The sequence below is a fragment of the Halomicronema sp. CCY15110 genome, assembly GCF_016888165.1.
In the GTDB taxonomy this organism is placed as follows: domain Bacteria; phylum Cyanobacteriota; class Cyanobacteriia; order Phormidesmidales; family Phormidesmidaceae; genus Halomicronema.
In genome coordinates, this window is sequence record NZ_JACSWC010000134.1 from 1 (window position 1) to 22,781 (window position 22,781).

At 56.6% G+C, this 22,781-nt stretch carries 16 protein-coding genes; 9 read left to right on the top strand and 7 right to left on the bottom strand.

The features are described from left to right. The first annotated feature begins 57 nt into the window (after positions 1 to 57). The 5 genes from JUK32_RS02215 (at position 58) to JUK32_RS02235 (ending at position 2,367) form a co-directional block, all read left to right on the top strand. A complete protein-coding gene (locus JUK32_RS02215) occupies positions 58 to 963 on the top strand; it encodes a type IIL restriction-modification enzyme MmeI (protein ID WP_309224468.1) in 906 nt (301 codons plus the stop codon). Positions 964 to 985: 22 nt separating this feature from the next. Further along, positions 986 to 1,219: a hypothetical protein gene (locus JUK32_RS02220; protein WP_239112245.1), complete on the top strand. Its 234-nt coding sequence runs from the start codon at positions 986 to 988 to the stop codon at positions 1,217 to 1,219. Next, positions 1,216 to 1,686 carry a hypothetical protein gene (locus tag JUK32_RS02225; RefSeq protein WP_204137220.1) on the top strand — a complete coding sequence of 157 codons (471 nt, stop codon included), beginning with the start codon at positions 1,216 to 1,218 and terminating at the stop codon, positions 1,684 to 1,686. Before JUK32_RS02220 ends, JUK32_RS02225 begins: the two co-directional genes overlap by 4 nt. Before the next feature lie 151 nt (positions 1,687 to 1,837). Then, positions 1,838 to 2,011: a hypothetical protein gene (locus JUK32_RS02230; protein WP_204137221.1), complete on the top strand. Its 174-nt coding sequence runs from the start codon at positions 1,838 to 1,840 to the stop codon at positions 2,009 to 2,011. Between the two features lie 5 nt (positions 2,012 to 2,016). Then, the gene (locus tag JUK32_RS02235; RefSeq protein WP_204137222.1) at positions 2,017 to 2,367 is read left to right on the top strand and encodes a phenylpyruvate tautomerase MIF-related protein; all 351 of its coding nucleotides are present in this window, start codon (positions 2,017 to 2,019) and stop codon (positions 2,365 to 2,367) included. A gap of 289 nt (positions 2,368 to 2,656) precedes the next feature. Here the strand turns inward: JUK32_RS02235 and JUK32_RS02240 are convergent, their stop codons facing one another. Further along, entirely contained in the window at positions 2,657 to 4,624 is a 1,968-nt protein-coding gene (locus tag JUK32_RS02240) for a DNA polymerase III subunit gamma/tau (RefSeq protein WP_204137223.1), read from the bottom strand. Between the two features lie 56 nt (positions 4,625 to 4,680). After that, entirely contained in the window at positions 4,681 to 6,324 is a 1,644-nt protein-coding gene (locus tag JUK32_RS02245; protein WP_204137224.1) for a DUF2079 domain-containing protein, read from the bottom strand. A 151-nt stretch (positions 6,325 to 6,475) separates the two neighbouring features. Here JUK32_RS02245 and JUK32_RS02250 point away from each other — a divergent pair, with 151 nt between their 5' ends. Beyond that, a complete protein-coding gene (locus JUK32_RS02250; protein ID WP_204137225.1) occupies positions 6,476 to 8,248 on the top strand; it encodes an ABC transporter ATP-binding protein in 1,773 nt (590 codons plus the stop codon). A gap of 64 nt (positions 8,249 to 8,312) precedes the next feature. On the opposite strand, the gene JUK32_RS02255 is transcribed toward JUK32_RS02250, so the two are convergent. Together JUK32_RS02255 and JUK32_RS02260 are read right to left on the bottom strand one after the other, a co-directional pair. Then, positions 8,313 to 10,259, bottom strand: coding sequence for a C1 family peptidase (locus JUK32_RS02255; RefSeq protein ID WP_204137226.1), 1,947 nt, complete (start codon positions 10,257 to 10,259; stop codon positions 8,313 to 8,315). A gap of 40 nt (positions 10,260 to 10,299) precedes the next feature. Beyond that, entirely contained in the window at positions 10,300 to 14,415 is a 4,116-nt protein-coding gene (locus tag JUK32_RS02260) for a TIR domain-containing protein (protein WP_204137227.1), read from the bottom strand. A 545-nt stretch (positions 14,416 to 14,960) separates the two neighbouring features. Here JUK32_RS02260 and JUK32_RS02265 point away from each other — a divergent pair. Together JUK32_RS02265 and JUK32_RS02270 are read left to right on the top strand one after the other, a co-directional pair. Next, the gene (locus JUK32_RS02265; protein ID WP_204137228.1) at positions 14,961 to 15,872 is read left to right on the top strand and encodes a phosphate/phosphite/phosphonate ABC transporter substrate-binding protein; all 912 of its coding nucleotides are present in this window, start codon (positions 14,961 to 14,963) and stop codon (positions 15,870 to 15,872) included. Between the two features lie 482 nt (positions 15,873 to 16,354). Beyond that, positions 16,355 to 18,526, top strand: coding sequence for a protein kinase (locus tag JUK32_RS02270; protein ID WP_204137229.1), 2,172 nt, complete (start codon positions 16,355 to 16,357; stop codon positions 18,524 to 18,526). Here the strand turns inward: JUK32_RS02270 and JUK32_RS02275 are convergent. The 3 genes from JUK32_RS02275 to ttcA form a co-directional block, all read right to left on the bottom strand. Continuing rightward, positions 18,515 to 19,459: a DUF3365 domain-containing protein gene (locus JUK32_RS02275; RefSeq protein WP_204137230.1), complete on the bottom strand. Its 945-nt coding sequence runs from the start codon at positions 19,457 to 19,459 to the stop codon at positions 18,515 to 18,517. The two genes, JUK32_RS02270 and JUK32_RS02275, sit on opposite strands and share 12 nt — an antisense overlap. A gap of 287 nt (positions 19,460 to 19,746) precedes the next feature. Beyond that, positions 19,747 to 20,706 (bottom strand): cobalamin-binding protein, encoded by a 960-nt coding sequence (locus JUK32_RS02280; protein WP_204137231.1) that lies wholly within the window; start codon positions 20,704 to 20,706, stop codon positions 19,747 to 19,749. Positions 20,707 to 21,089: 383 nt separating this feature from the next. After that, positions 21,090 to 21,959, bottom strand: a complete 870-nt coding sequence (gene ttcA / locus JUK32_RS02285) for a tRNA 2-thiocytidine(32) synthetase TtcA (RefSeq protein WP_204137232.1) — start codon at positions 21,957 to 21,959, stop codon at positions 21,090 to 21,092. Between the two features lie 180 nt (positions 21,960 to 22,139). Between ttcA and JUK32_RS02290 the strand changes: the two genes are divergently transcribed. Continuing rightward, the gene (locus JUK32_RS02290; protein WP_239112246.1) at positions 22,140 to 22,769 is read left to right on the top strand and encodes a DUF3177 family protein; all 630 of its coding nucleotides are present in this window, start codon (positions 22,140 to 22,142) and stop codon (positions 22,767 to 22,769) included. Positions 22,770 to 22,781 lie beyond the last annotated feature (12 nt).

Consider the following 22,781-nt stretch of genomic DNA (forward strand, 5'->3'; position numbering starts at 1 on the left):
CCCTTTAAATGGAACTATTCGGGCAAGCCTTTGACCTCATAATGGCTATGGTTATTTATGCCGTCGAGTACTAGTAAGCACAGAGTATTTGTGTTTATAGATTCAGAAGTGATTCCAGACCAGCAAATCATTGTAGTTCCCGTAGAAGACGCTTATTTTCTAGGACTTCTTTCTAGCCATGTTCATGTGAAATGGTCTCTTTCCGCTGGAGGAACTTTAGAAGATAGACCTCGTTACAACAACTCAGTTTGCTTCGATCCTTTCCCCTTCCCAGATCCCACCCCAGAGCAAAAACAGAAAATCTGCGACCTAGGCGATCGGCTCGATGCCCACCGCAAACAAGTGCAGGCCACCCATCCCGACATCACCATCACCGGCATGTACAACCTGCTCACCAAACTCCGCGCTGGGGAGCCCTTCACCGACAAAGACCGCGCCTACAACGATCGCGCCCTCGTCAGCACCCTCAAACAAATCCACGACGAGCTAGACCTCACCGTCCTCGATGCCTACGGCTGGCCCCACACCCTCACCGACGAGCAAATCCTCGAAAACCTCGTCGCCCTCAACGCCGAACGCGCCGAAGAAGAACGCAACGGCCACATCCGCTGGCTCCGCCCCGAATACCAAGCCCCCGATGATGTACGGGCGCACGGCCGTGCGCCCCAACAGGGCACGCTTGAAGGCATCGCCGCCCCCGAAGAAACTGTCATTGCCCCCGTCGAGCAACAGAAATTCCCCACCTCCTTCAAAGACCAGCTCGCCGCCATCCGCGACCTGCTGCGCACCCAAGGCGGCGAATGGACCGTCGCCCAAGTCAAAGCCCAATTCAAAAACGCTAGCCGCAAGCAAAAAGCCATCCAAGACTGCCTCGACACCCTTACCGACCTCGGCGTCATCGCCTGCCACACCGAAGACGGCACCCCCCGCTGGTACCTCGCCGACCTGCAAACCGCCGCCTAGCTAAAATATCCCCATCCCAACGTTGCCCCCCTTGGAGCCCGCCCCCATACCCGACCTGAGCCTCAACGAAACCCAACTCAAAGACTTGATGAAGACCGCCATCCTAGAAATCTTTGAAGAGCGGCGCGACCTCTTGCAAGACTTGATCGCTGAAGCCCTCGAAGCCATCGCCCTGATCAAAGCCATGGATGAAGGCAAGGATGCTGAGGCGGTTAGTCGAGAGGCCATCTTGGCCATTCTGGAACAGCCAGAATGAAGGTTAAATTTAGAAAAACCGTTGCACAAGACCTCCAGAAGTGGCGCAATAAAGCCTTGCTCGGCAAAGTGAGGGCGGCGATCGCGGCGATCGAAGCGGCTGACACCTTGGATGAAATCACTAACCTGAAGCAACTAAAAGGCGGCGATGGCTACTGCCGTATCCGGCTGGGTGACTATCGCACCACCGCTCGCCTGGACAGAATCGAAGAGTCGTTATTTTTCACCTGCCCCCGCTTCACCTCTCCCCATTTCTGTCACGGCAGAATGGCCGCACTGGTCGCCGAGAGGGCGATCGCTCATGGGACGAAGGTAAGTGTCCACGAGCTGATCAATAGTTGCAAAAAGCTGCACGGGTATTCAACTCTTGAATGTCCATATATCAATAGATTGAAGCCAATAGTTGAAAAGTTGAAAGAATTGAAAGGGTACCCCATCCTGATACAAGGGAAAGTAAGCCAAAAATAAGCCGACTGTCAGCACTGATGGCTGAATCCCTTGCTATGAGAAGAATTCAGTCGCTATCGTTGTTACCACTTCTGTAACGAAACGAGGAGAGCTAAAACTTTTGAACTACCCGCGATCTGCTCAGTGGCAGGGAGGTGGGAGATGAATGCCGATGCCGACGCCCAGAAGCGAAGATATCAGCACCACACTGCGTTTACTGGGGGGCGATCGCCAAACTGGAGACGACACCCCTCGCCTTGCCAGAATTTGTCCGGCAGCCAATAGTGGCCCCTTTGCCATTCTCGGCATCCCTGGTTACATAGAGACTGTACTGTCTAAGCGTTGAAAACTATGCCATTGATTAAGGTACAGACCTCATTGCCGGCCCCAGAAAGAGCCCACGTCGAAGCCATGCTCAAGGATTTGTCGAGCCGCCTCGCGGCTCATCTCGGCAAGCCCGAATCCTATGTGATGACGGCGTTTGAGGGGGATGTGGCGATGACCTTTGCCGGCACGACTGAACCCGTATGCTACGTCGAGATCAAAAGTGTCGGCACGATGGGGGCAAAAACGAAAACCATGAGCGAAGACTTTTGCACCAAAATTGAAGAGACGCTCGGCGTCCCCAAAAGCCGCACCTATATTGAGTTTGCCGATGCGCCGGGGGCCATGTGGGGCTGGAATGGGAGAACTTTTGGCTGATTTTTCATCACTGTCCATAAGCAGGGGGCGGGCCGCCCCCTTAAGGAAAATCTAAGGCGGGTCATCAATTAATTCCAGAAGCCTTGCGCTACCAACATTCCCACGCCCGCACATGCTCAACCAGCTAGGGGCTGTCACCCTGACAGGAAAAGCATTTTACGGCTAAATAAATAATGACAGCCCCTAGCCAACCGGATTGACCTTGGGGCTGGAGACGCACAGCGGGCCGCCTGATGAAATATCGACGACTGGGATCACTTCTGGCGACCGTAGCGCCCCGCGTCGGGGCTCAAAAGGGGACATCATGCCCCGGCGAGGAGGACGGTTTGGAGTGGCCTTTGGCACCTTTATGCTTCGAGGTTGTCTCATCGGCATCATCGTCGGACAAATCGACAATTTGTCCATTAAAAAATTCGGCGAAGCTTTTCACGGCGCGATCGACATCAGACGCCGACTGCCACTGATGGGCCACGGGCGCTTCTGGTCGAGTGATGGCATGGGGCGGCGCTGGTGACGCTGTCGGTTCTGGAGCAGTGGCGGGCGGCGGAGTCGGGGGGGCAGCCGACGGGTGATCGCTCTGGGCGGGGGGCGGCGACGGCGCGGTGATGGGCGGCGGGCTCTCGGCTGGCGGCGCACCCGCCACCTCTAGCGAAACTTTGACCGGCTGATTGAGTAACTGCTGAAAAGCCGCCTCAATATTGGGCAGCTTCGATTGGGCCATCTTCAGCAGCTTGTCAGACCGAATGCCCACCCGAGCCGATTTGCCGTCGTAATTAATCAAATGTCCTTGCTGTTGCAGGAGGGCGCGGGTGCCCATGGGCTTGACTTGGGCAATCACCTGCGCCCACAAGGTCACCAGATCCGGGGTGCCCGCTGGGGCAGCCGCCGATGGCGGAGTCGATGGTGAGTGGGGGACTGGGCTGGTCGGAGCCGGAGCCGGAGCCAGAGTTGGGGTTGTGACCTCAGTGGCCGGCGGGGGGGGGCTGGCAGCTGGCGGGGCAGCGGTGGGAGTGGGGGGTGGAGCCGCCGCAGTCGCGGCGGCGGGCGGTGCCGCTGACAGTGGGGGCACGGTCGGAGCAGCAGTCGGAGGAGCGGCAACGGCTGGGGCGGTTCCCCGAGGCATGGGCCGGGGAGCGATCGCCCCAGCTTCATGACTTACGCTCACCTGTGCCGACGGCAGCAAATTCATCAGCGTCACCTCTAGCCAGAGGCGCGGCTGGGTCGTGTTGCGGAGTTGCGTCTCGGCTTCGCGCAGGATCTTTTGCCCGGTGAGTAGCAGCGGTAATGAAAGGGATTGGCTAAATTCTTTCATCGCTTCCCACGTTGGGGGCGTTACGGGCACCAGGTCGGCCCGACCGCCAGCAGTTTTGGCGATGATCAGGTCGCGGTAGAAGCCGGCCAGGTTTTGCAGCACAATCATCGGCTCGCGGCCCCGATCCATCAGGCGGCGTACCGTGTCGAGGGTGGTGACGCCATCATCCGTGGCGATCGCCTGCGCCAGTTCCAGCAGGTCGCGTTCGGGGACTGCGCCCACGAGATCCCAGACCTTTTCGGCGCTGATGGGGGGGGGCAGCAGACTCAGTTGATCCAGCAAGCTTTGGGCATCGCGCAGTCCCCCCTGGGCAATTTGCGCGACCAAACGCACCGCGTCTTCGGTAATCTCGATCGCTTCTTTTTGAGCGATCGCCTGCAAATGACCCACCATCGCTTCGAGGGGAATGCGGCGAAAGTCGAACCGCTGGCAGCGAGAAATAATCGTCGGCAGCACCCGCTGGGGATCGGTTGTCGCCAGCACAAAAATGACATGTTCCGGCGGCTCTTCCAAGGTCTTGAGCAGCGCATTGAACGCCGCTGTGCTGAGCATGTGGCACTCGTCGATCACATAGACCTTGAAGCGGCACTGCACCGGGGCAAACTGGGCGCGTTCGATTAGCTCGCGAATGTTGTCAACGCCGGTGTTGCTGGCGGCGTCGATTTCCACAATGTCGAGAATGGAGCCGTTGCTGATGCCCCGACACACTTCACACTGGCCGCAAGGATGGGGATTGGGCTCGGTTTGGGTCAGGCAATTAAGAGACTTGGCGAGGATGCGAGCACTGGAAGTTTTGCCCGTGCCCCGTGGCCCACAGAACAAATAAGCTGGGGCGATGCGCTGCTGTTCTAGCGCGTGACTCAGGGTTTGGGCGATCGCGTCTTGCCCCACCAACTCGGTGAAGGTTTGCGGGCGATATTTGTGGTGGAGTGGCTCATATCCCATAGTTCTACGATACCGGGAGACGGCGGGATCTGGAGGATAAGTCTAATGCAAATGTATTAGGTCGCGTCTGCACTTAAGAAGGTTTGCCAATCAGTCAATGCTGCTGGGACAGAGGGGACATGCCGTTGGAGCAATACTAGACCATCGCGGGCATCGACAAGGCCGTATTGACCACTATCCAGCAAACCATTGATGAAGGGGACGAAGGTGTTGTAGCGATCGCGATCGCGCCCAAAGGCCACCTGATAGCGCCGCAGTCGCCCCAAATCTGCCGCGATGAACTGCACCGTTTCTGCCGTGCCCCCATCGTTCAAATATTCAATGCGGGGCATGCGCAAAATCGCTCGCCGACCAGATATGTGGGGCACGAGATAGGTCGATGCCGTGACGCTGGCTTCGGCAGGAATTTGCGCCAATAGCTGATTGATTTCCCCCGCTCGCTGCCACTGTTGCGGCAAGGGCACGTACACCAGCGGCTGATACGAGTCAGGGAGGGCAAAGGAAAACGTCCGGCTGGGGTTGGTAAACGGTACCAGCACCAGCGAGATGATCAGGCAAACGCGCCAAACGCGGCGAAAGGTACGGCTGGGCGATCGCGGGGTCACCTTTTCCAGCCCCTGACCAAACCGTCGAAAGCCCTGGCCGCGCCACCAAATGATCGCCCCGTAAAACATGCCCGGCACCACATTCAGCGCGTAGCGAATACTGGTGTTGAGGCCAGAATTGCTTTCCGTCAAAGTCATTTTGAGCAGGGGCGGGCCAGCCATAATCCAAGCGGTCGGCGACAGCGCGGGAATGAACGCTAGGGGCAGCCAGTGTCCGGCCAGGTATTCCAACGTGCCATCCAGCGGGGTGACGAGTTCGCGCAGCAGCAGTCCGGGTTGGCTCACCATCGCCCACAGCACTTCAAGCGTTGACGCTTCTTCACTATCGAGGTATTGGCCGAACTCCTCAATCATGAACCGTTTGGAAATGTCGTCGGAGAAGATCGGCATGAAGACATTCGTGACCAGCACAAAATAGCCGACACTCAGCGCGCAGACCGCCGCCCCGATCGCCGGATGGCGGCGACTCGCCAGCAGATACGCCCCGACGCCAAACAGCGGAATGGCGCTATCTTCGCGCACCGCCAAAATTGCCAAACATAGCAGCCCAAAGATGGCCCAGCGGCGATATTCCATCGCTAGCAGCAGGCCAAAGATAAAGAGGGGAATCTGCCCTAAATCGTGGAAGTTGGCGAGGTAGGGATTGAGGACAGCGATCGCCCCATAAAAGCTCACCATGATCGCGAGTGAGAGGCGATGCTCCAAATGCTTGCGGGCTAGAAAATAGAGCAGCAGACCGGCGATCGCGGCAAATGCCGCTTGCAACACGGACAACGTCACGGGCGAGGGCAAGAGCCGGTAAATCGGCCACCACAAGAGCAGCGCAGGCGTGAAATGCTGACCCAGACGGCGATAGTCCACCCTCGGCAATTCCCCCGCGTGAATCACATCGGTCGATAACTGGGAAGACAGCGTGCTCTGGAAGAAATTGCCGTGGGCATTATTCCAAAACACCTGGTTAAAGATGCCCTGATCGTAGGAGGCGTAATAGGTGAAATAACGATGCAGCAGCAGTCCGGCGATGATCAGGAAAAAGGCCGTCGCGATCGCCCCGACCCGCCTCAAATCTGCTTCCTTGCGCCAACTCAATATCATGGTGCGACGTTCAACCTACCCGGCGATCATGCTTCCTGCTCCGTAGAATACCGCCTGGGTGCCTCACTCAGCACGATTTTGGAGCAGCGATCGCCCCCTGGAACTTCAGCCTCGTCGTCTAGGATGAGAACGGTGGATATTTGGCAGCAGTATGGCGCGATCGCAACAATCATCCCAGGGCAACTGGCATCTGAGAAAGCTTGGACAATATCTGCGACCCCATTGGCGACAGGTCGCCCTGGGCACCCTAGCGCTGCTGCTGGTGAATCTGGTCGGCGTGCGGATTCCCTTGCTGATACGCGATGGCATTGACGAGTTGCAGGTCACCTTTAGCTTTAACCGCATCACGTATTATGCGGTGGTGGTGCTGGTGCTGGCTTCGATCATGTGGGGCATGCGCATGGCGTCGCGCATCCTGATTTTTGGGGTGGGGCGACAGGTTGAGTTTGACCTCAAGCAGCGCATTTTTCAGCACCTGCTGGGCATGGAGCCGAGTTATTTTGCCACCAACACCATTGGCGAATTAATTAGCCGCGCCACTAGCGATGTGGATAACATTCGCCGCCTGTTGGGCTTTGCCGTGCTGAGTTTGGTGAACACCCTGTTTGCCTACGCCTTCACGGTGCCGGTGATGTTGTCGCTAAATGTGCGACTGACGGTGGTGGCGCTGGCGGTGTATCCAGTGATGTTGATTTTGGTGCGGCTGTTTAGCGATCGCCTGCGCAATCAACAACTCCGCGTGCAGCAATCCACCTCGCGCCTGAGCGAACTGATTCAAGAAGACCTGAGCGGCATTTCGCTGATCAAAATCTACGCCCAGGAAGAGAACGAGCGCCGCGCCTTTGCGGAACTAAACGATACTCTGCTGGATGCCAACCTGACCCTCGCCCGCACCCGCAACACCCTGTTCCCGCTGTTGGGGGGGCTGGCCAGCATTAGTCTGCTGCTGATTTTGGCGACGGGGGCCGGGGCGATCGCCGATGGGGCGCTGTCCGTCGGTGACTTTATCGCCATGGTGCTGTACGTGGAACGGTTGGTCTTTCCCACCGCGCTGCTGGGCTTCACCATCACGGCCTATCAGCGGGGCGAGGTCAGTATCGATCGCGTCGAGGCGATTCTCACCAGCACACCGAAGATTGTCGATGCGCCTACGGTTCAGGCTTTACCCAGCGAAACGGTCAGCGGACGCCTGGAAGCCCGCAATCTGAATTTTGCCTACCCCGACAGCAAAACTCCGGCGCTCAACGGCGTATCGTTCACCATTCAATCGGGAGAAACGGTGGCGATCGTCGGCCCCATTGGCTCCGGCAAATCGACCCTGGCCAATGCCCTGCCCCGCCTGCTGGATATTGCGCCCGGCCAAATCTTCCTCGACGGTCAGGATATTACGGACATTCCTCTGGCGGACTTGCGGCAGGCGATCGCCTACGTGCCCCAAGAGAGCTTCCTCTTCAGCACCACCATCAAGAACAACATTCGCTATGGGGAACCGCTGGCGGAATTACCGGAAGTGAGACACGCCGCCAAACTCGCCCAAATCGCCCCCGAAATTGACAACTTCCCCAAACAATACGAAACCATTGTGGGGGAGCGGGGCATTACGCTCTCCGGGGGCCAACGACAGCGATCAGCCCTCGCCCGTGCCCTCATGGTGGAAGCGCCCGTGGTCGTCCTCGACGATGCCCTCTCCAGCGTCGATAACCAAACCGCCACTGACATTCTCAATAACCTGAAAACGGGAACTCAAAATCAGACGGTGCTCTTTATCTCTCACCAAATGGGCGTCGCCGCCTTGAGCGATCGCATCATGGTGGTGGATCAAGGCCGCATCGCCCAAATCGGCACCCACGACGAACTCGTCCGCCAACCCGGCCTCTATCAACAACTTTGGGAGCAACACAAACTCGAAGAAGTGCTGCTGTAAGGCAACGCGCCGGACTGGCCGAGACAAGATGAACGCCCATTAAATTGCGGTAGTCAGCATGCTGTTAACCATTGGCTGAATTACCAACCTGTTTAGTTTGCACATCAGTAGAAGTCTGACGATCTCCCAACTGAGAACCGCTGCCCAGACCAAACTGCGCCGTGTTGAGCCATTCAGCCTTGACCAGCGACCACCAATCTGAAGTGAGCCCCTGCTGGATGTAGGCGTAGGGCAACCAGCCATACCCATGGTCGCCCCACTCATTGCCCCAACAGTTGCGAATCAGAAACGCGCCTTGGGCAAAGTATTTGTCCTCAGGGTTAGGGGTGGCATCTGTAGCTATCTCCACGGGGGGGCAGCATGGTTCCCCGTCCGCATTGAGCACGACATGATCATCCGCATACCCTACCGCCACTAATGCATGACCGCCTTCGTTGAGGTCGTCGGCACAAGGTAGCGGCAGGTCGCCATCTTTGAGGGATTCTAAATAGGCCGAGCGATACAGGCTAAACCCAAACGCACAGGGAAAACCCGCTGCCAGCAACGCTTTGATCTGTAACAACAACGCTAGCTTGTTGGTCTCTTTCAGCGGGTCAAGGCGAAAATATTTGAGGGCCTGATAGTTTTGGGCGTACGCAAAACAGAAGCCGCCGGGGTGGGTATCCAGCCGGGTTTCGTCATAGGGCCAATACTTTTCGGGAGGGGTGCCAAACAACACCATCGCTTTCATGGTCTCACGCAGGGAGGTGCCGACGTTGCCCGTAACCTGCATCAAGTCACGGGTTACTTTGTAGAGAAAGAGGCGAGACGCTTCATAGTAGCCCTGGGCGCTGCGTTTGTGAAAATATTCCACGAGGGCGATCGCGGCATGGCTGGAGCAAGCTTGCAGCGTGCCCTGATTTTCAATGGGGGAGCACCAAGGCGTCAGGTCTACCGAACTAGGTAAGCGCAACCATGAATCTTTGGTGTTTGGAGCGGCCTGCGATCGCAAAATGGGGATATGGATTAGAGGTTGAAGGGAGGTGGACTTGACCACATTCTTCTCGTTAGTTGCTTCCTGGTCAATTGCCTGACCAGCCAGAAGAAAAACATCGCCACTGGCTAATCGTGTCGGCGGACGTGTGGTCAATTTTGGCTGACGAAATAACTCCTTCAGTTTGTCATCGATCTGTGGGGTGATCGCTACGTCAAAGAAATATAGGCTGTTTTTGATAAATTGCAGAATGTCTTGCTGTAGTAGAGTGTGATCGCCCTCTGGAGACTGGAGGCACTCGAAATCCCCGACTGCTTGGTAGCAAAACTGCAATGTCTGCCAGATTTCATCACAGAGCCTCTGCATTGCGACGCCATCATCGCCACCATCGCTGACATTCGTGACTGAAGCAAACGTGCGAAAAGCGAGATAGCGTTCTCGAAAATCGGCTCGCTGGCTAATTTGCGCCCACGGCAATGCACTGGCGGCGATATCATTGAGCTGAAGATGTTGCAGCGCTGAGAGGGCGAGGGGCAGATACAAATTGTGAATGAGGAACACCATATTTTTTTTGCGGGAGTTGAATCGATTGATAGGAGCGGCCAAAATCGTCGCACTTTCAATCAGTGGATAAACCACATCAATCACCGCCTGAAACTGGGCCGGTTGCGCTTTCACCAGTGTATTTAGCGTTTGTCGACTGTGGGGAAAAGCAAGTTGATAAAAAGTCTTTAAATAATCGTGGGGGACGGTTTTAATGGTGTGGGTTGAGGCCGGACTTGAGGCATCAGGGACAAATTGAGCGGGTTGCAGCACGACCATGGAGTTGTAGTGCTGTTTGAGTTTTTCGCTGATCTGACGGGTGGTGTCATCCGCTGATGACTGATCGATGAGGTGGTTGAGCAGAGCGATAATGTCATTTTCGCGATTTTCTAAAGCTTCAATAATTCTGAAATCGCCTGCTTCCACTAGGCTTTGCAGCGTAAAGTCATTGCGATCAGGATGATCAGGCACCCACCCAGTAACGATGCTTTTCATGGCAATTTCCCCTGAAGTTTGCAGATTTCGTCTAATTGACTCATGGTGATTGGGCCGCCTTCTGGCATAGTCGCTCCACGGCGGCACTAGCGTTCAAACTGTCGTGATAGGTTTGGGTGCGATCGCAGCTTTGTCGCACCAGGGTAGATAAATCGGTATCAAAAGGCCACTGCCGACCGTAGCGGTCTGAGCCGACGGTGAGCAGCCACTGGCCATCGCGACTGAAGTAGATGTCATTGACTGACCCGGTGTGACCATGCCACATCGCGACGAGGTGGCCAGTGGCATCCCAAATTCGTACGTAGCTATCGGCACTGCTGGTAGCCAGATATTTACCATCTGGGCTAAAGGCCAATCCCCAGACGCCGCGATGGCTCCCCTGAACAGCAGGAGCAAAATTTTGCAGGGTTTGTAGCCGCTCCCCCGTCATCGACCATATCTTCACTAAACCTTCTTGGCCAGCGGTGGCTATAGATTGACCATCCGGGCTGACCACAGCGTTATGCACATTGCCGTCATGGGCGACCCACTCCGCTTTCACCGCGCCTGTGGTATCCACAATTTTGATGCGCCCACCTTCTTCTGCGGTTAGCAAACGAGTTCCGTCCGCTAACCAGTTCACGCGGGTGATGGGCTGCGTACTGGTAATGTTCATTTGGGGTTGACCGTCACGGTTCCACAATATGAGTTGGCCATCAAAATCCACTGTCGCGATGATCTGTCCATCAGGGCTAAACTTCAGGTCAGAGATAAATCCCGCCGGGTCTGTAAAAAATTCCTGCAGCAGTCGCCCCTCAGCATCTAGCAGTTTTATGCCCCGAGGAGCCCGATTGAGCGTTGACTCGTTGAAGTCGGCTGTCCCCGCGATCGCGATAGTGCCATCTTCAGCGATGTCTACCGCCTGCACAGTGCCGGCAAAACCGGGAATCTCCACTTTGCGGCTTGAGCGATGCCAGATACTCACCAATCCTTGATCGCCAACTACCGCAAAAGTGTCTTCACTCGGATGCACGGCCAGGGTGTACATTTCATTTCTTTCGCGAAAAACCGTCTTTTCGATTGACCACAGCCGAATCGTCTGATCGCGACTCGCGGCGGCAATAAACGAATCGTCGGGGGCAAAGCTCAGCTTATTGATGTGATCGTCCGCCTGATAAGTCATCAGAAAATTGCCGTCGAGGTCAAAGAGGCGCACCTGCCCATCTGTACTTGCGACAGCCAGAACATTGCCGGTGTTGCTAAAGCGCACATCCCGCAGTTCTAGATCGGCATCGGCATCCTCTGAACTGATGGAAATAGTCGTGCGCAAACTGCCATCGGTATACCAGAGTTGCACACTGCCCGATTGGTTGGCAGCGGCCAACAGCGGTTGGGTGGGATGAAAGGCGACGGCAAACACGGTGCCGCCATCGACACTCGGTAACACTTGACGAGAAGTCCCCTCGGCATCCCATAACCGCGCCGTGCCATCGTTGCTCGCCGTGGCTAACCATTCGCCCTGCGGACTGTACGTCACATCAATCACCTGATCGGTGTGATCGTCGAGCGTCGCCACTTCCGTGCCCTCCTGGTTCCACAGTTTGGCCGTGCCATCCAGGCTGGCGGTGGCGATTTGCTGCCCATCGGGACTCACATCTACGCTGTAAACCACATCATCATGCCCAGTCAACACGGCTTGCGGTTTAGGCGGAGTCGCTGTAGACAGGGGGGTGATCGCCCAAATCTTGGCCGTTTTATCCCAGGCGGTAGTGACCAGCCACTGCCCATCGGGACTAAAGGCTAAATCGGTCAAAATGGCAAAGTTAGTCGCATACCAGTGCGCCACCGGTTGCCCGTCGGGGGTCCAGAGTCGCAGCTCCCCGTCGGCATCCCCCGTAGCGATCAGGTCACCGTTGCGGTTAAACGCTACGGTTTGCACGCCATCTTGGTGGCCGGTCAAAATGTGGGTAATGGGAATCGCATGGTGATCGCGAATGAGATTCCCCAATACTTGAGCATTCAGCGCTGACGTATCGCTCCGAAACCCCCATAGCTGGTCGAGATAGCTGGCAGATTTCAGGCTATTGATCAAGTTTTCCGGATCGCTGGGGTCCAAATCGTAGACGCGATCACCCGCCAAATTCAGCGCTTGAATTGTTTCGGCTAGGCCGCTTTGTGCTTGCTGTATCGTGCGATAAGAAAAGCCCAACGAGGCAACGATGATGCCGCCCGCGATCGCCAATGCCCCTCGTAAAATCTGCCGTCGCCGCTGGTCAGCCCGATAAGTCGCGCGGCTGATTTGCAAATATTCCCGCTGCAGGGCGGTAGGCGGAGGAGATTTTTGCTCGGCGTCGGTGAGCCAGATGGCGGCGGTGTCGAGTTCGGTACCACGCAGCAGGAGGCTGTCGTTGCGCTGCTTGGTTTGCCACTCCAGGGCTTTGAGAGAGAGTTGGGTGTGGGCAGCCAGGTGGTCGCGATCGCTTTCCAGCACCCGCACCAATTCTCGGAAGCTGGCGTCAAACTCGGCAGCGTCGGGGCGAAAGTCGATCCACTGGACAGGGCGTAACACTCGGTGCAGGTCTTTGGGATCGACATCGCGGCAGAGGACGGTGAGCACTCGCTTGCCCAAGGACTCGGCGTAGGTGACTTCGTCGTCGCAGTAGGGCGAGTTTACCGACTCTGGCGACAGCACAAACAGGAAGTGGTTGGCGACTTCGATGCCGCGATGGATTTCTTGCTGAAAGTCGCTTCCCGAGGCGATGCTTTCCTGGTCGAACCAGGTAGTTTTGCCCTGTTCCTGCAAGGTTTCGTTGAGCTTGCGGGCAAAGTCGCTGTCGGTGCGCGAGTAGGAAATGAAGACATCCAGGGAGCCGACGGGGGGCTGTTGCAGGCTGGTTTCGATGAATTGGATGTGCAGCAGTGTGGGGGCACTCTGGGGGCGATCGCGGGCCACTTTCAGCCAGGTTTCGGCATGGCGCAGGTTATAGCCCCGCAGCAGGTGCGCCGGATTTTGCTGTTGCCGCTGCCATTTCAGCGCTTTGACCAAAAGCTGCTTGTGTTCGTTGTGGTAAGTCGCATCGGTGGCGACGGTTTTGAGCAGTTGGTCGAGTCCGGCTTGGTGCGAGTCGGACTCCGAGGGCGCAGTCAGATCAATGGCTTGCCACCCTTGCAGGTGATCGGGTAAGTCGGTGGGCGCAACGGCGTTGACCATCACAGGAATGAGGCGCTTATGCAGCTCTAGGGCGATGGCGGTCGCCTCCTGACAGTGAGCAGACTGTACCGACTCTGGGGAGACGACCATCACGATATTGTCAGCCTGCTCGATGCCCGTGCGCACCGCTTGCGAGACATCGGCACTGGCCTGAATGTCGGCCCCGTCATGCCAGACAGTGATGCCCTGACGTTGCAGCACCCGCCGCAGTTCATCAGCTCGGAGTTGGTCGCTGGAAATGTATGCCAAAAACACCCGTGTCATCAAGTTTTGGGCGTTTTTGAGGCTCTCGACAATATATTCGCAGTGCAAATCCGTCGGTTCACAGGGGGGCTGGCGATCGCTGAACGGTTGGTGCAGCCAGGACTCGGCTTGTTCGCGATCACGCCCAATCAGCAGATACTGAGTTTGCTTTTGGTGCCGCTCCCAGATGAGTGCCCGGTCGAGCAACCAAGTGTGGGTGTGAACGTAGTCGCGATCTCGTTCAATCAGTTCCAGCAAATTGCGGCACCCAGCGGCGTAGTCATCAACGCCGTCGCGCAGGTAAATCCAGTTGATTTTGCTCAGTTCGGGGGGCATGTTGGTAAAGCTGGAATGCTTACCCGCTGCACAATATGCTTGCCACTCGGTCTCGGTACCATCGGGATGGCGCTGCTGCCAGGTTGCATAGCTGATTGCCTCGACGTGCAGCAGCGGAATGATGCGCTTGCGATATTTGACAGCCAACTCCACCTCAAGGCTGCAATAGGCCGAGTTGATGGAATGGGGCGCAATGATGAAGACGAAATTGTCGGACTGCTCAATGCCGCCGTCAATCTGCTTTTGATAATCGACGCCAAACGGAATGTCGTTAAAGTCGAACCAGGTTTGCAAGCCTGCCGCCGTGAGGCGATCGCTCAACTTGGCGGCAAAGTCTCTGCTGTCTACTCGCCCATAAGAAATGAACACATCTTGGTAGTCACTCATAACACCCCTGTCGTTGCGTTGGTGCTGCCCCCACCACTAGCTGTTGCTTCACCCAGGTGATAGCCCCTTATCTTCTGGGGGCAAAACTGATACGGCAAGCCTCTGTTGCCTCGCTGGGTCGAACACACATTTCAGCGATTGCCGCTTCTGTGCCCTGCTCTGATTGCGCGTAGCTTATAGGGGATATGCTGCCAAGATACCCGGGAGCTCTCCCAAGTTCGTCAAACCATCATGCTTTTTATAGTTGTCGTTTATACAACTTTATGAAGGGGGCGGTATCGTGGTTGGGCAATCTGGGAGCGATCGCTTACGTGTCTCACGAAAGTTGGCTGGGGCGAACTCGTCCGCCAACCCGGCCTTTACCAACAGCTTTGGGAGCAACACAAACTCGAAGAAGTCTTGCTATAGCGCCGCCTGGTCGCGCTGCCCCTTGGATGCCGACAAGTCAGGCGACCCACCAGCATGAAAAAATTTATTGACTTAGCGGGTTATTGCGCCTCAACCCGGCACAATGAAGTCGTTCAGTTAGGCTGACAAATAAGCTTATGAAACGGCGGCAATTGGTCGGCTGGGGACTCATTGGAGTTTGCTTGGCGCTCCTGTTCAACCTGACGGGGTGTAATCAGCGATCCGCTCCCTCCGGCGGCCCCAGCCGTTTGGTCATCGGTCTCGTTAGCTACGATACGGGGGCGGCAGCCTCGGTCGATGCCTACACGCCGCTCAAAAACTATCTGAGCGAAGCTTTGGGGGCTCAGATCGAGCTAGAACCCGTGTTTAACGAACTGCGGGCAGTGGAGCAGATTCAGGCCCAAGCGTGGGATTTGGCTTTTGCTCCGGCAGGGTTGGCCGCGATCGCCGTCGAGGATGCGCAATACATTCCCCTGTTTCCGTTGCAGGGCAGCCCAAAACAGCGATCGGTGGTGGTCGTCCCCGCTGATAGCACCGCTGAGTCTTTGTCTGATTTGGCGAATGAAGTGATTGCATTAGGTGAGCCGGGGTCGGCCACCGGCTACTACCTACCGCTATACGACTTGTATGGGTTGACCTTTGCCGAAATTCGCTTTGCGCCGACGCCCAAGACGGTTCTAGAGTGGCTTGCTCAGGGCGACGTGGCGGCTGGCGCGCTTTCAGAAGAAGACTATCAACAATATCGCAATGAGTTTGACGCCAATACTTTGCGGGTGCTGCATGAGAGCCGCACGATCAACAACGGCGCGGTGTTGCTCAGTCCCGCGATCGATCGCAACCAGCAGCGACTCATTGAGGACGCCATGCAGGCGGCCCCGGCCAGCGTCGCCTCCGATGCCGGCTATATCGCCAACGCCGCACCTCCGACTTTTGACCAACTCATTCAGCTCGTGGACAAAGTGCGCCCCCTGGAAGATCGTGTACGAGAGCAACCAGCGGTCTTGACGATGCCGGGCGAAGGGTCAGCGGCGGAAGAGGCGGCTCCATAAAGGCCGCTCCCCCAAGAAAAGCTATCGCCGGAAAACGAGCATCTGTGACCACGCCGCAAACGGCGGGTTGCTAAAAACGGCGGGTTGCTCAGCTGGGCGTCAAGCAACGATCGCTGCTGGGACATCGGCTGGCAGAAGAAAATGACGGGCCATCTGAACTCAATGCCAAAATCGATCTGGCAGCGACATCACGGGCTTGTCATGTGATCAGAATTTCGCTGAGGACACCCGTAAAATTCCATGAAACTGGCTCCATACTGACATCAATCACAGCGGCTTACGTTACGGTAGTCGTAAATTGATCAATAACTGTGGCAGTTACGGATTGACGACGATCGGCGTAACGGGTACGCAGGCCCAGTTTTTTGACTGTCCTACACAATTTGTAGGTAAATCGGCAGCTCAGGGTTGAAGCATCTGATTAGTAGCAGAGCCTTTTGAGTAAAGGCCCTGACGATAGGTGGCATATTTTTCCCAATGGTATGAATTATCCGATACCTGACAACTCCCAAGGACAGCGAACCCTCGCAGCGATCGTGTTGACCGATGCGGTGGGCTTTAGTGCCCGCATGTCGATTGATGAGGAGAATACCCTCAGCCTGATTCATCGTGACTTGGGGCTAATGGAATCCTTGTGTCAACAGTTCGAAGGACGGATGATTAAGTCTACGGGCGATGGGCTGCTGATGTGTTTTTCGAGTGCGGTGCAGGCGGTGCACTGTAGTTTAGAAATGCAGCATCAACTGGCCGATGCCTACCAGGCCATTCCCCCAGAGCAGCGCCTCGAACATCGCATTGGCGTGCACCTGGGGGATGTCTTCTTTAAAGATGGCGATGTGATGGGCAATGGGGTCAACATTGCGGCCCGGTTGCAAACCGAAGCTCACCCAGGGGGCATCTGCATCTCACAGATTGCTTACGATGTGGTGAAATCGCGAGTGGAGCTGAACGCGACCTACGCTGGCCCGCTGCAACTTAAAAATATTCAGGAACCACAACCGGCTTACCATATTGACCCTCATGGCAAAGCGGCGACCGATGATGCCACCGCGACCTACCAAGAGTCGGTGATCTCCTCAGAGGCGACCCGGCGAGAGCCTGATCATGCGGGTTCGTCCCGAGCCAAGCTGGGGCCGGGCAGTAAGGTGGGAGGTCGCTATGTGATTCAGCGGGTACTGGGCCAAGGGGGGTTTGGCCGCTCATATTTGGTCGAAGATTCCCAGCGATTTGGGGAAGCGTGTGTCCTGAAGGAGTTTTTTCCCCGCAATGCGTCGAAGCGATCGCTGCAAAAAGCCCTGGATCTCTTCAAGCGCGAAGCCAAAACGCTGTATCAAATCAACCATCCTCAGGTGCCCAAGTTTCTGGCGGGCTTTACCCAAGAGCAACGCCTGTTTATCGTGCAGGAGTACATCGACGGCGTCACCTATTCGCACCTGCTCAAAGAGCGTAAGCGCAACGGCCAGACCTTCACTGAACCTGAGATTAAGCGCTGGCTGATTCATATGCTGCAAGTGCTGGAGTATCTCCATGGCTTAAATATCGTGCATCGCGATATCTCTCCGGACAATGTCATGTATTGCCGCGAACGCGACCTGCCCATTCTCATCGACTTTGGGCTGGTCAACGATGCCATGAATGAGATTTTGTCGGGCGAAGACGAGCAAGACGAGGATGCACCGCGCACGGCCACGGTGGTGGGCAAATTTGGCTATTCCCCGCCGGAGCAGATTCAACTAGGCCAATGCTTTCCGTGTAGTGATCTGTATGCGTTGGGGGTGACCGCGATCGTCATGCTCACCGGACGCTATCCGCGCGAATTGATGAATCGCCATACCCTCGATTGGCAATGGGAACAGCAGGTGGCGATCAGCTCCTCGTTTGCGATGTTGCTGCGCCAGCTGATCCATCGTCAGCCGCAGGAGCGGTTTCAGTCGGCGTTGGCGGTGCTCGAAGCCCTCACGCCGCTGCTCGGGGTCGAAGAAGTCAGTTCCCCCCTGCCGCAGTCGATGCTCACTATGACGCGCATTGATCTGTCGCCGGATCCCCAAGCGGCCCCGGAATTTAATGCACCGATGCACATTCGTTCGACTTCGTTGCTGCAAAATGAGGCGTTTGTCTCTCGCTGTCGAGAGGAGTTGACCCGCTGCATCGGCCCGATGGCGACCCTCATTATTGAAGACGCGATCGATCAATATCCGGATGCCAGTCCCCACGAATTGGTGGAAATTTTGGCGTCACAACTGTCTGATGGCAAACAGGCAGAGCAGTTTGTCAGCAGTATTCATTTATCGAGTGCAGCGGCCAATCCTACTAGTCAGGTGAGTCGCTCGGGGCTGACGCGATCGCAGGGAGCCACGAGTGCAGCCCGCTCCATCAGCCAGGGCCACAGCCGCGCTTCAGGGTTCCCCTCCAGTCCTAGCATCAGTGGTGAGCCGTCAACCAATGATGAGACTGGAGCAGGCTTGAGTCCAGACTTTATCCACCAATGCCAACAGGCGCTAACCCGCTGTGTCGGCCCGATGGCGGCGATGCTGATTGAGGATGCGCTGGCCGATTATGCTCACCTCCAACGGCCCGATTTTGTCGCGCAGTTGGCAACTGAAATTCCTGATCCCAAAAAGGCGCAGGAATTTCAACAGCAGTTACTGGGATAAGTCGTTAGACGAAGAACCACTGCGTCGCCCCTCGCGATAGCGCTCTAACCGTTTCATCGCCATTTGCAAACTCAAGCGCATGCGGTTAAACGCTTCGGCCAGTTTGCCCACTTCGTCTTGCGAGTCCTGCGTGAATTCGGCCTCGGTATCGCCCATGCTGACGGCCTCGGCCACCATTGCCATGCGGTTCAGCGGTTTAACCACGAAGCGCTTGAGCCATAGGTTGACCAGGACGATCGCCACCGCAAACGCCACGATAAAGATTCCTAAAATCAGCACTAAAGACTGTCTGGCGGCCTGCACGACTCGTTCGGCGGGGACGGAAATCATTTGTGCCCCAACGATTTCATCCAATTCCCAACCGAAGCCATTTTCGGAGCCATAGCGCTCAATCATGCTGGCCGGGGCCGCCGCTGGGGTACTGTGGCATTCCAGACAGCTTTGCTGAGTAATTTTGATGGGGCGAGCAATGTAGTAGAGATCTCCCGCTGGGGTACTGCGAAAGCCACTGACTTCTGAAGCACTGTTGGGATTGGCCCGAAAACTGTTGACGAGTTCGGTCTCAAAGGCATCAGCCTTGTCCCTCAAGTTAGTGGGGTTGAGAGTTGCTTCTTTGTAAAAAAAGTCACTGTAGTTCGGGTTCAGGCGAAAGGTTTCAAAGACCTCGCGGGCGGAATAAGCGGGCACACTTTCGGGGAGAAATTCTTCGTCCAGCCGATCCGCAATTTCGGGTTGCACCTGCTCGCTGGTGTAACCGCGAATGGCGTTCATGGTTTCCATTAGCATGAGGGCGTTGGTGGTGAGTTGGCCTTGGGTGCCGCGATTGAGCACCGAAGAGAGGGCCACACCACTGGCCAGCACGCCGCCTAAGAAGACTAACGTGAGCAAGAGCGTAAATTTTTGACCTAGTTGCAGATTTTTAAGCTTAATCATAGGGGGCGACTACTCATGGAGGACTCTGTAATGTCAATACACATGCAATGACGGGATTTCGGGGAAGTGACCATCAGGCAAAGTTGCCAGAACCGTGCCATCACGTTCGCATGACAATTTCGGGGTTTCTCCTAACCTTCCCAGCGGCAATAATCCTGATGTAGCACCCTGTTCTGATTTCCCTCCAATCTACGCACAGAGTGCTCGGAAGGTTCCAAAACTTTGCTTTCATTTCATTTCATGCGATCGCGACTGTCAACTGGGTCACGAGCATTGAGGGCAAGGGTTCATTCTGCCGAGGCTACCGTCAGGCAGTCGTGGAGCGATCGCCAGCCCAGCCCCTCATATCGCGCCAGTTCCCGCTGGGGATGCAAAATTTCCACCAAGATTTCCAAAGAATCCACCAAGCGCGGCCCCGGACGGTTGAAATATTGATTGCCGTCGGTGACATACACGCGCCCCGTCTTGACGGCCCGGAGCATAGACCAATAGGGATGATCGCGTAACCCCCGACTCTCGCGGATCGTCGTCGCCATGTCGTAACCACAGGGCATCAAAATGATCACTTCGGGGTCAGTCTTAACGAGATCATTCCAGGTAATCCACGGGGAATGTTGACCGACTTGGGCCAGCAGCGCCCGTCCCCCCGCCAGGGACACCAATTCCGGCACCCAGTTGCCCGCCGACATCAGCGGATCGGGCCACTCGATGCACACTACCGTGGGGCGGTGAGAGACCGTTGCCACCTGCTGCTGGCAGCGGTCAACGCGGGCTTGGAGGGCCGCGATCGCCGCCTCCGCCCTGGCCGCTCCAGCATCCCCCAACAGCGCGATCGCCACCTGACGAATATCACCCCACACCTCTTCCAGACGATTCGGTTGCAGTGACAAAATTTGGGGCGATAGGCCGGTGAGGGCAGCTACCGCCGCTTCCACCTCTGGCAGACTGACGGCACAGACTTCACACTGGGCCTGGGTCAGAATGTGGGTCGGTTGCAGCGCTTGCAACACATCGGTCTTGATTTGGTAAACACTCAGCGCCGATTGCAGTAGCTGGGTCACGCGATCGTGGATTTCGCCACTGGTGCCCTCGGGATTGAATTTGGGCGCAGTGCAGGTGGGCAGCGCGGTCACCGCCGCTGGAAAATCGCACTCATGGCTACGCCCGACCTGATACTCCGTCAGGCCGAGGCAGTGCACAATTTCTGTCGCGCTGGGCAGTAGGGAAACAATTTTGAGCGGGTTCATGGCAGGGCACCGAAGTCAGCAATGGAGACTTAGGGACACTATATCGGCCCCGTTGGTTTCTGGAACTGGCGATCGGGGCAGGTATTTCTAAGTTGGTGCATACCGCCCCAGCAGCATCCGCAGGACAATGGCCGCTGAGGGGTGACGGGCGAGGGGTGACGGGCGAGGGGCGGGGGGCAAGGGGTGACGGGCGAGGGGCGGGGGGCAAGGGGTGACGGGCGAGGGGACGGTTCCCTGTCGGATCAACCGAGACAGTCAGGAATAGTCCGAGGGAACCGTCCCCTAACAGTTCCCTGACCGGTTAGTCCCCTAACAAGGTTAGATTTTTGGGGCAACGGGGTTACGTGTTCAGCCGTGGGGGGGCAATCGCCACGCCAAAAGCTTCACAGTTCCCACGGCAGGGGCGCAGCATCGGTTTCGGGGGGCTCTGCGGGGGCGGTCTGGGGCGATCGCAATGCCTCCAAGCCCTGAAAGTCAAAGAGCTGCGGGTCGGCCAACTGACTCTCGGAAACGTGCTGCAAGCTACGAAAAATCGAGTCCACCCGCCCCGGCGATTCCCGTTCCCACTGGGTCAGCATTTGCTTGATCTGCACCCGTTGTAAATTGTCTTGGGAGCCGCAGAGAGTGCAGGGAATGATGGGAAACTGCCGCTGGCGGGCATACCGAGCGATGTCTTTTTCTGGACAGTAGGCGAGGGGACGAATGACAATGTGGCGGCGATCGTCCGTCAGCAGCTTGGGCGGCATCGCCTTCATGCGTCCCCCGTGGAAGAGGTTGAGGAAAAACGTTTCCACCAGGTCGTCGCGATGATGACCCAGGGCAATTTTCGTCACCCCTTCCTCCGCTGCGACCCGATACAACACCCCCCGCCGCAGCCGCGAACAGAGGCCACACATGGTCTTGCCTGCCGGAATTACCCGCTGCACCACGCTGTAGGTGTCTTGCTCCACAACGCGGAACGGCACCCCTAGTTGGCTCAAATACTCCGGCAGTACGTGGGCGGGAAAATTCGGCTGCTTTTGATCCAGATTCACCGCCAGCAGCTCAAACTGCACGGGGGCGCGGCGCTGCAAACTCATCAGCATGTCCAACAGGGTGTAAGAGTCTTTGCCACCGGACAGGCACACCATCACTTTGTCCCCGTCTTGAATCATGCCGTAGTCTTCAATGGCTTTACCCACCTGCGATCGCAGCCACGCCTGGAGTTTTTTGAAGGTTTTTGAGGTCGGTCGAGTGACGGGAGCCGTAGTCATAACCAATGAGGAATAGAGAACGCGGTCAACGGGGATGTCATTCATTGTAGAGAGGGGCGATCGCTCTACTCAAGCAATCCCTCACACCCAACCACCCTCACACCCAACCACCCTCACACCCAGCCACCCTCACACCCAGCCACAGTGATACCCTATTAGAGCTGTCATTCCCCGCCATCAATGCTGACTCTGCCCCCCCTGCTTGCTGCTACTGAACCCGCTGCCATGTGGTCGTTAGAGAAATTCGTCTGGGCAGACTATCGGATTGCGGTACTCTTCACGGTTTTTTTGCCCCTGATTTTGCTGATTTGGGCGTTTGTGCAAAAAAACGAAAGTATCCAGCGATTGTTGACCATCTACTGGCGTGTGGCGAGTCTGCTGATGATCACGGTGTATCTAATGATTGGCGGCTTGACGTTTAGCTTTCTGACCGGGCTGATGGCGCGTATCTTGATTCCGCTCAGCCTGTGGTTTTGGGAAGATCTCAACGAAGAGATTCGTGAACAACCTAACTCAGTGCTGCGATTTGTGTTTGTGGCCTGGCGCTGGGCGGTCAGCCTCTACAGCGCTGCCGGGGCGGTGTTTTTGGCGCTGTACATCCCCTGTGCATTTTCACGCGGTCAGTTTGCCGGGGCCGCTTGCCAGACGTGGCTACAGCCCCCCCTGCTGTACAAAGAAATGCTCCATGGCGGCTACACCAATGGTTTTCTCGCGTTCTTCGGCATCGTGGGCCTGCTGATTTATTTGCTGGTGCTGGGCTACTTTGTGTTTGTGCGACTGGGGCGTCAGGGCCGCTCCGCGATTAACTAAGCAGAACGGGGT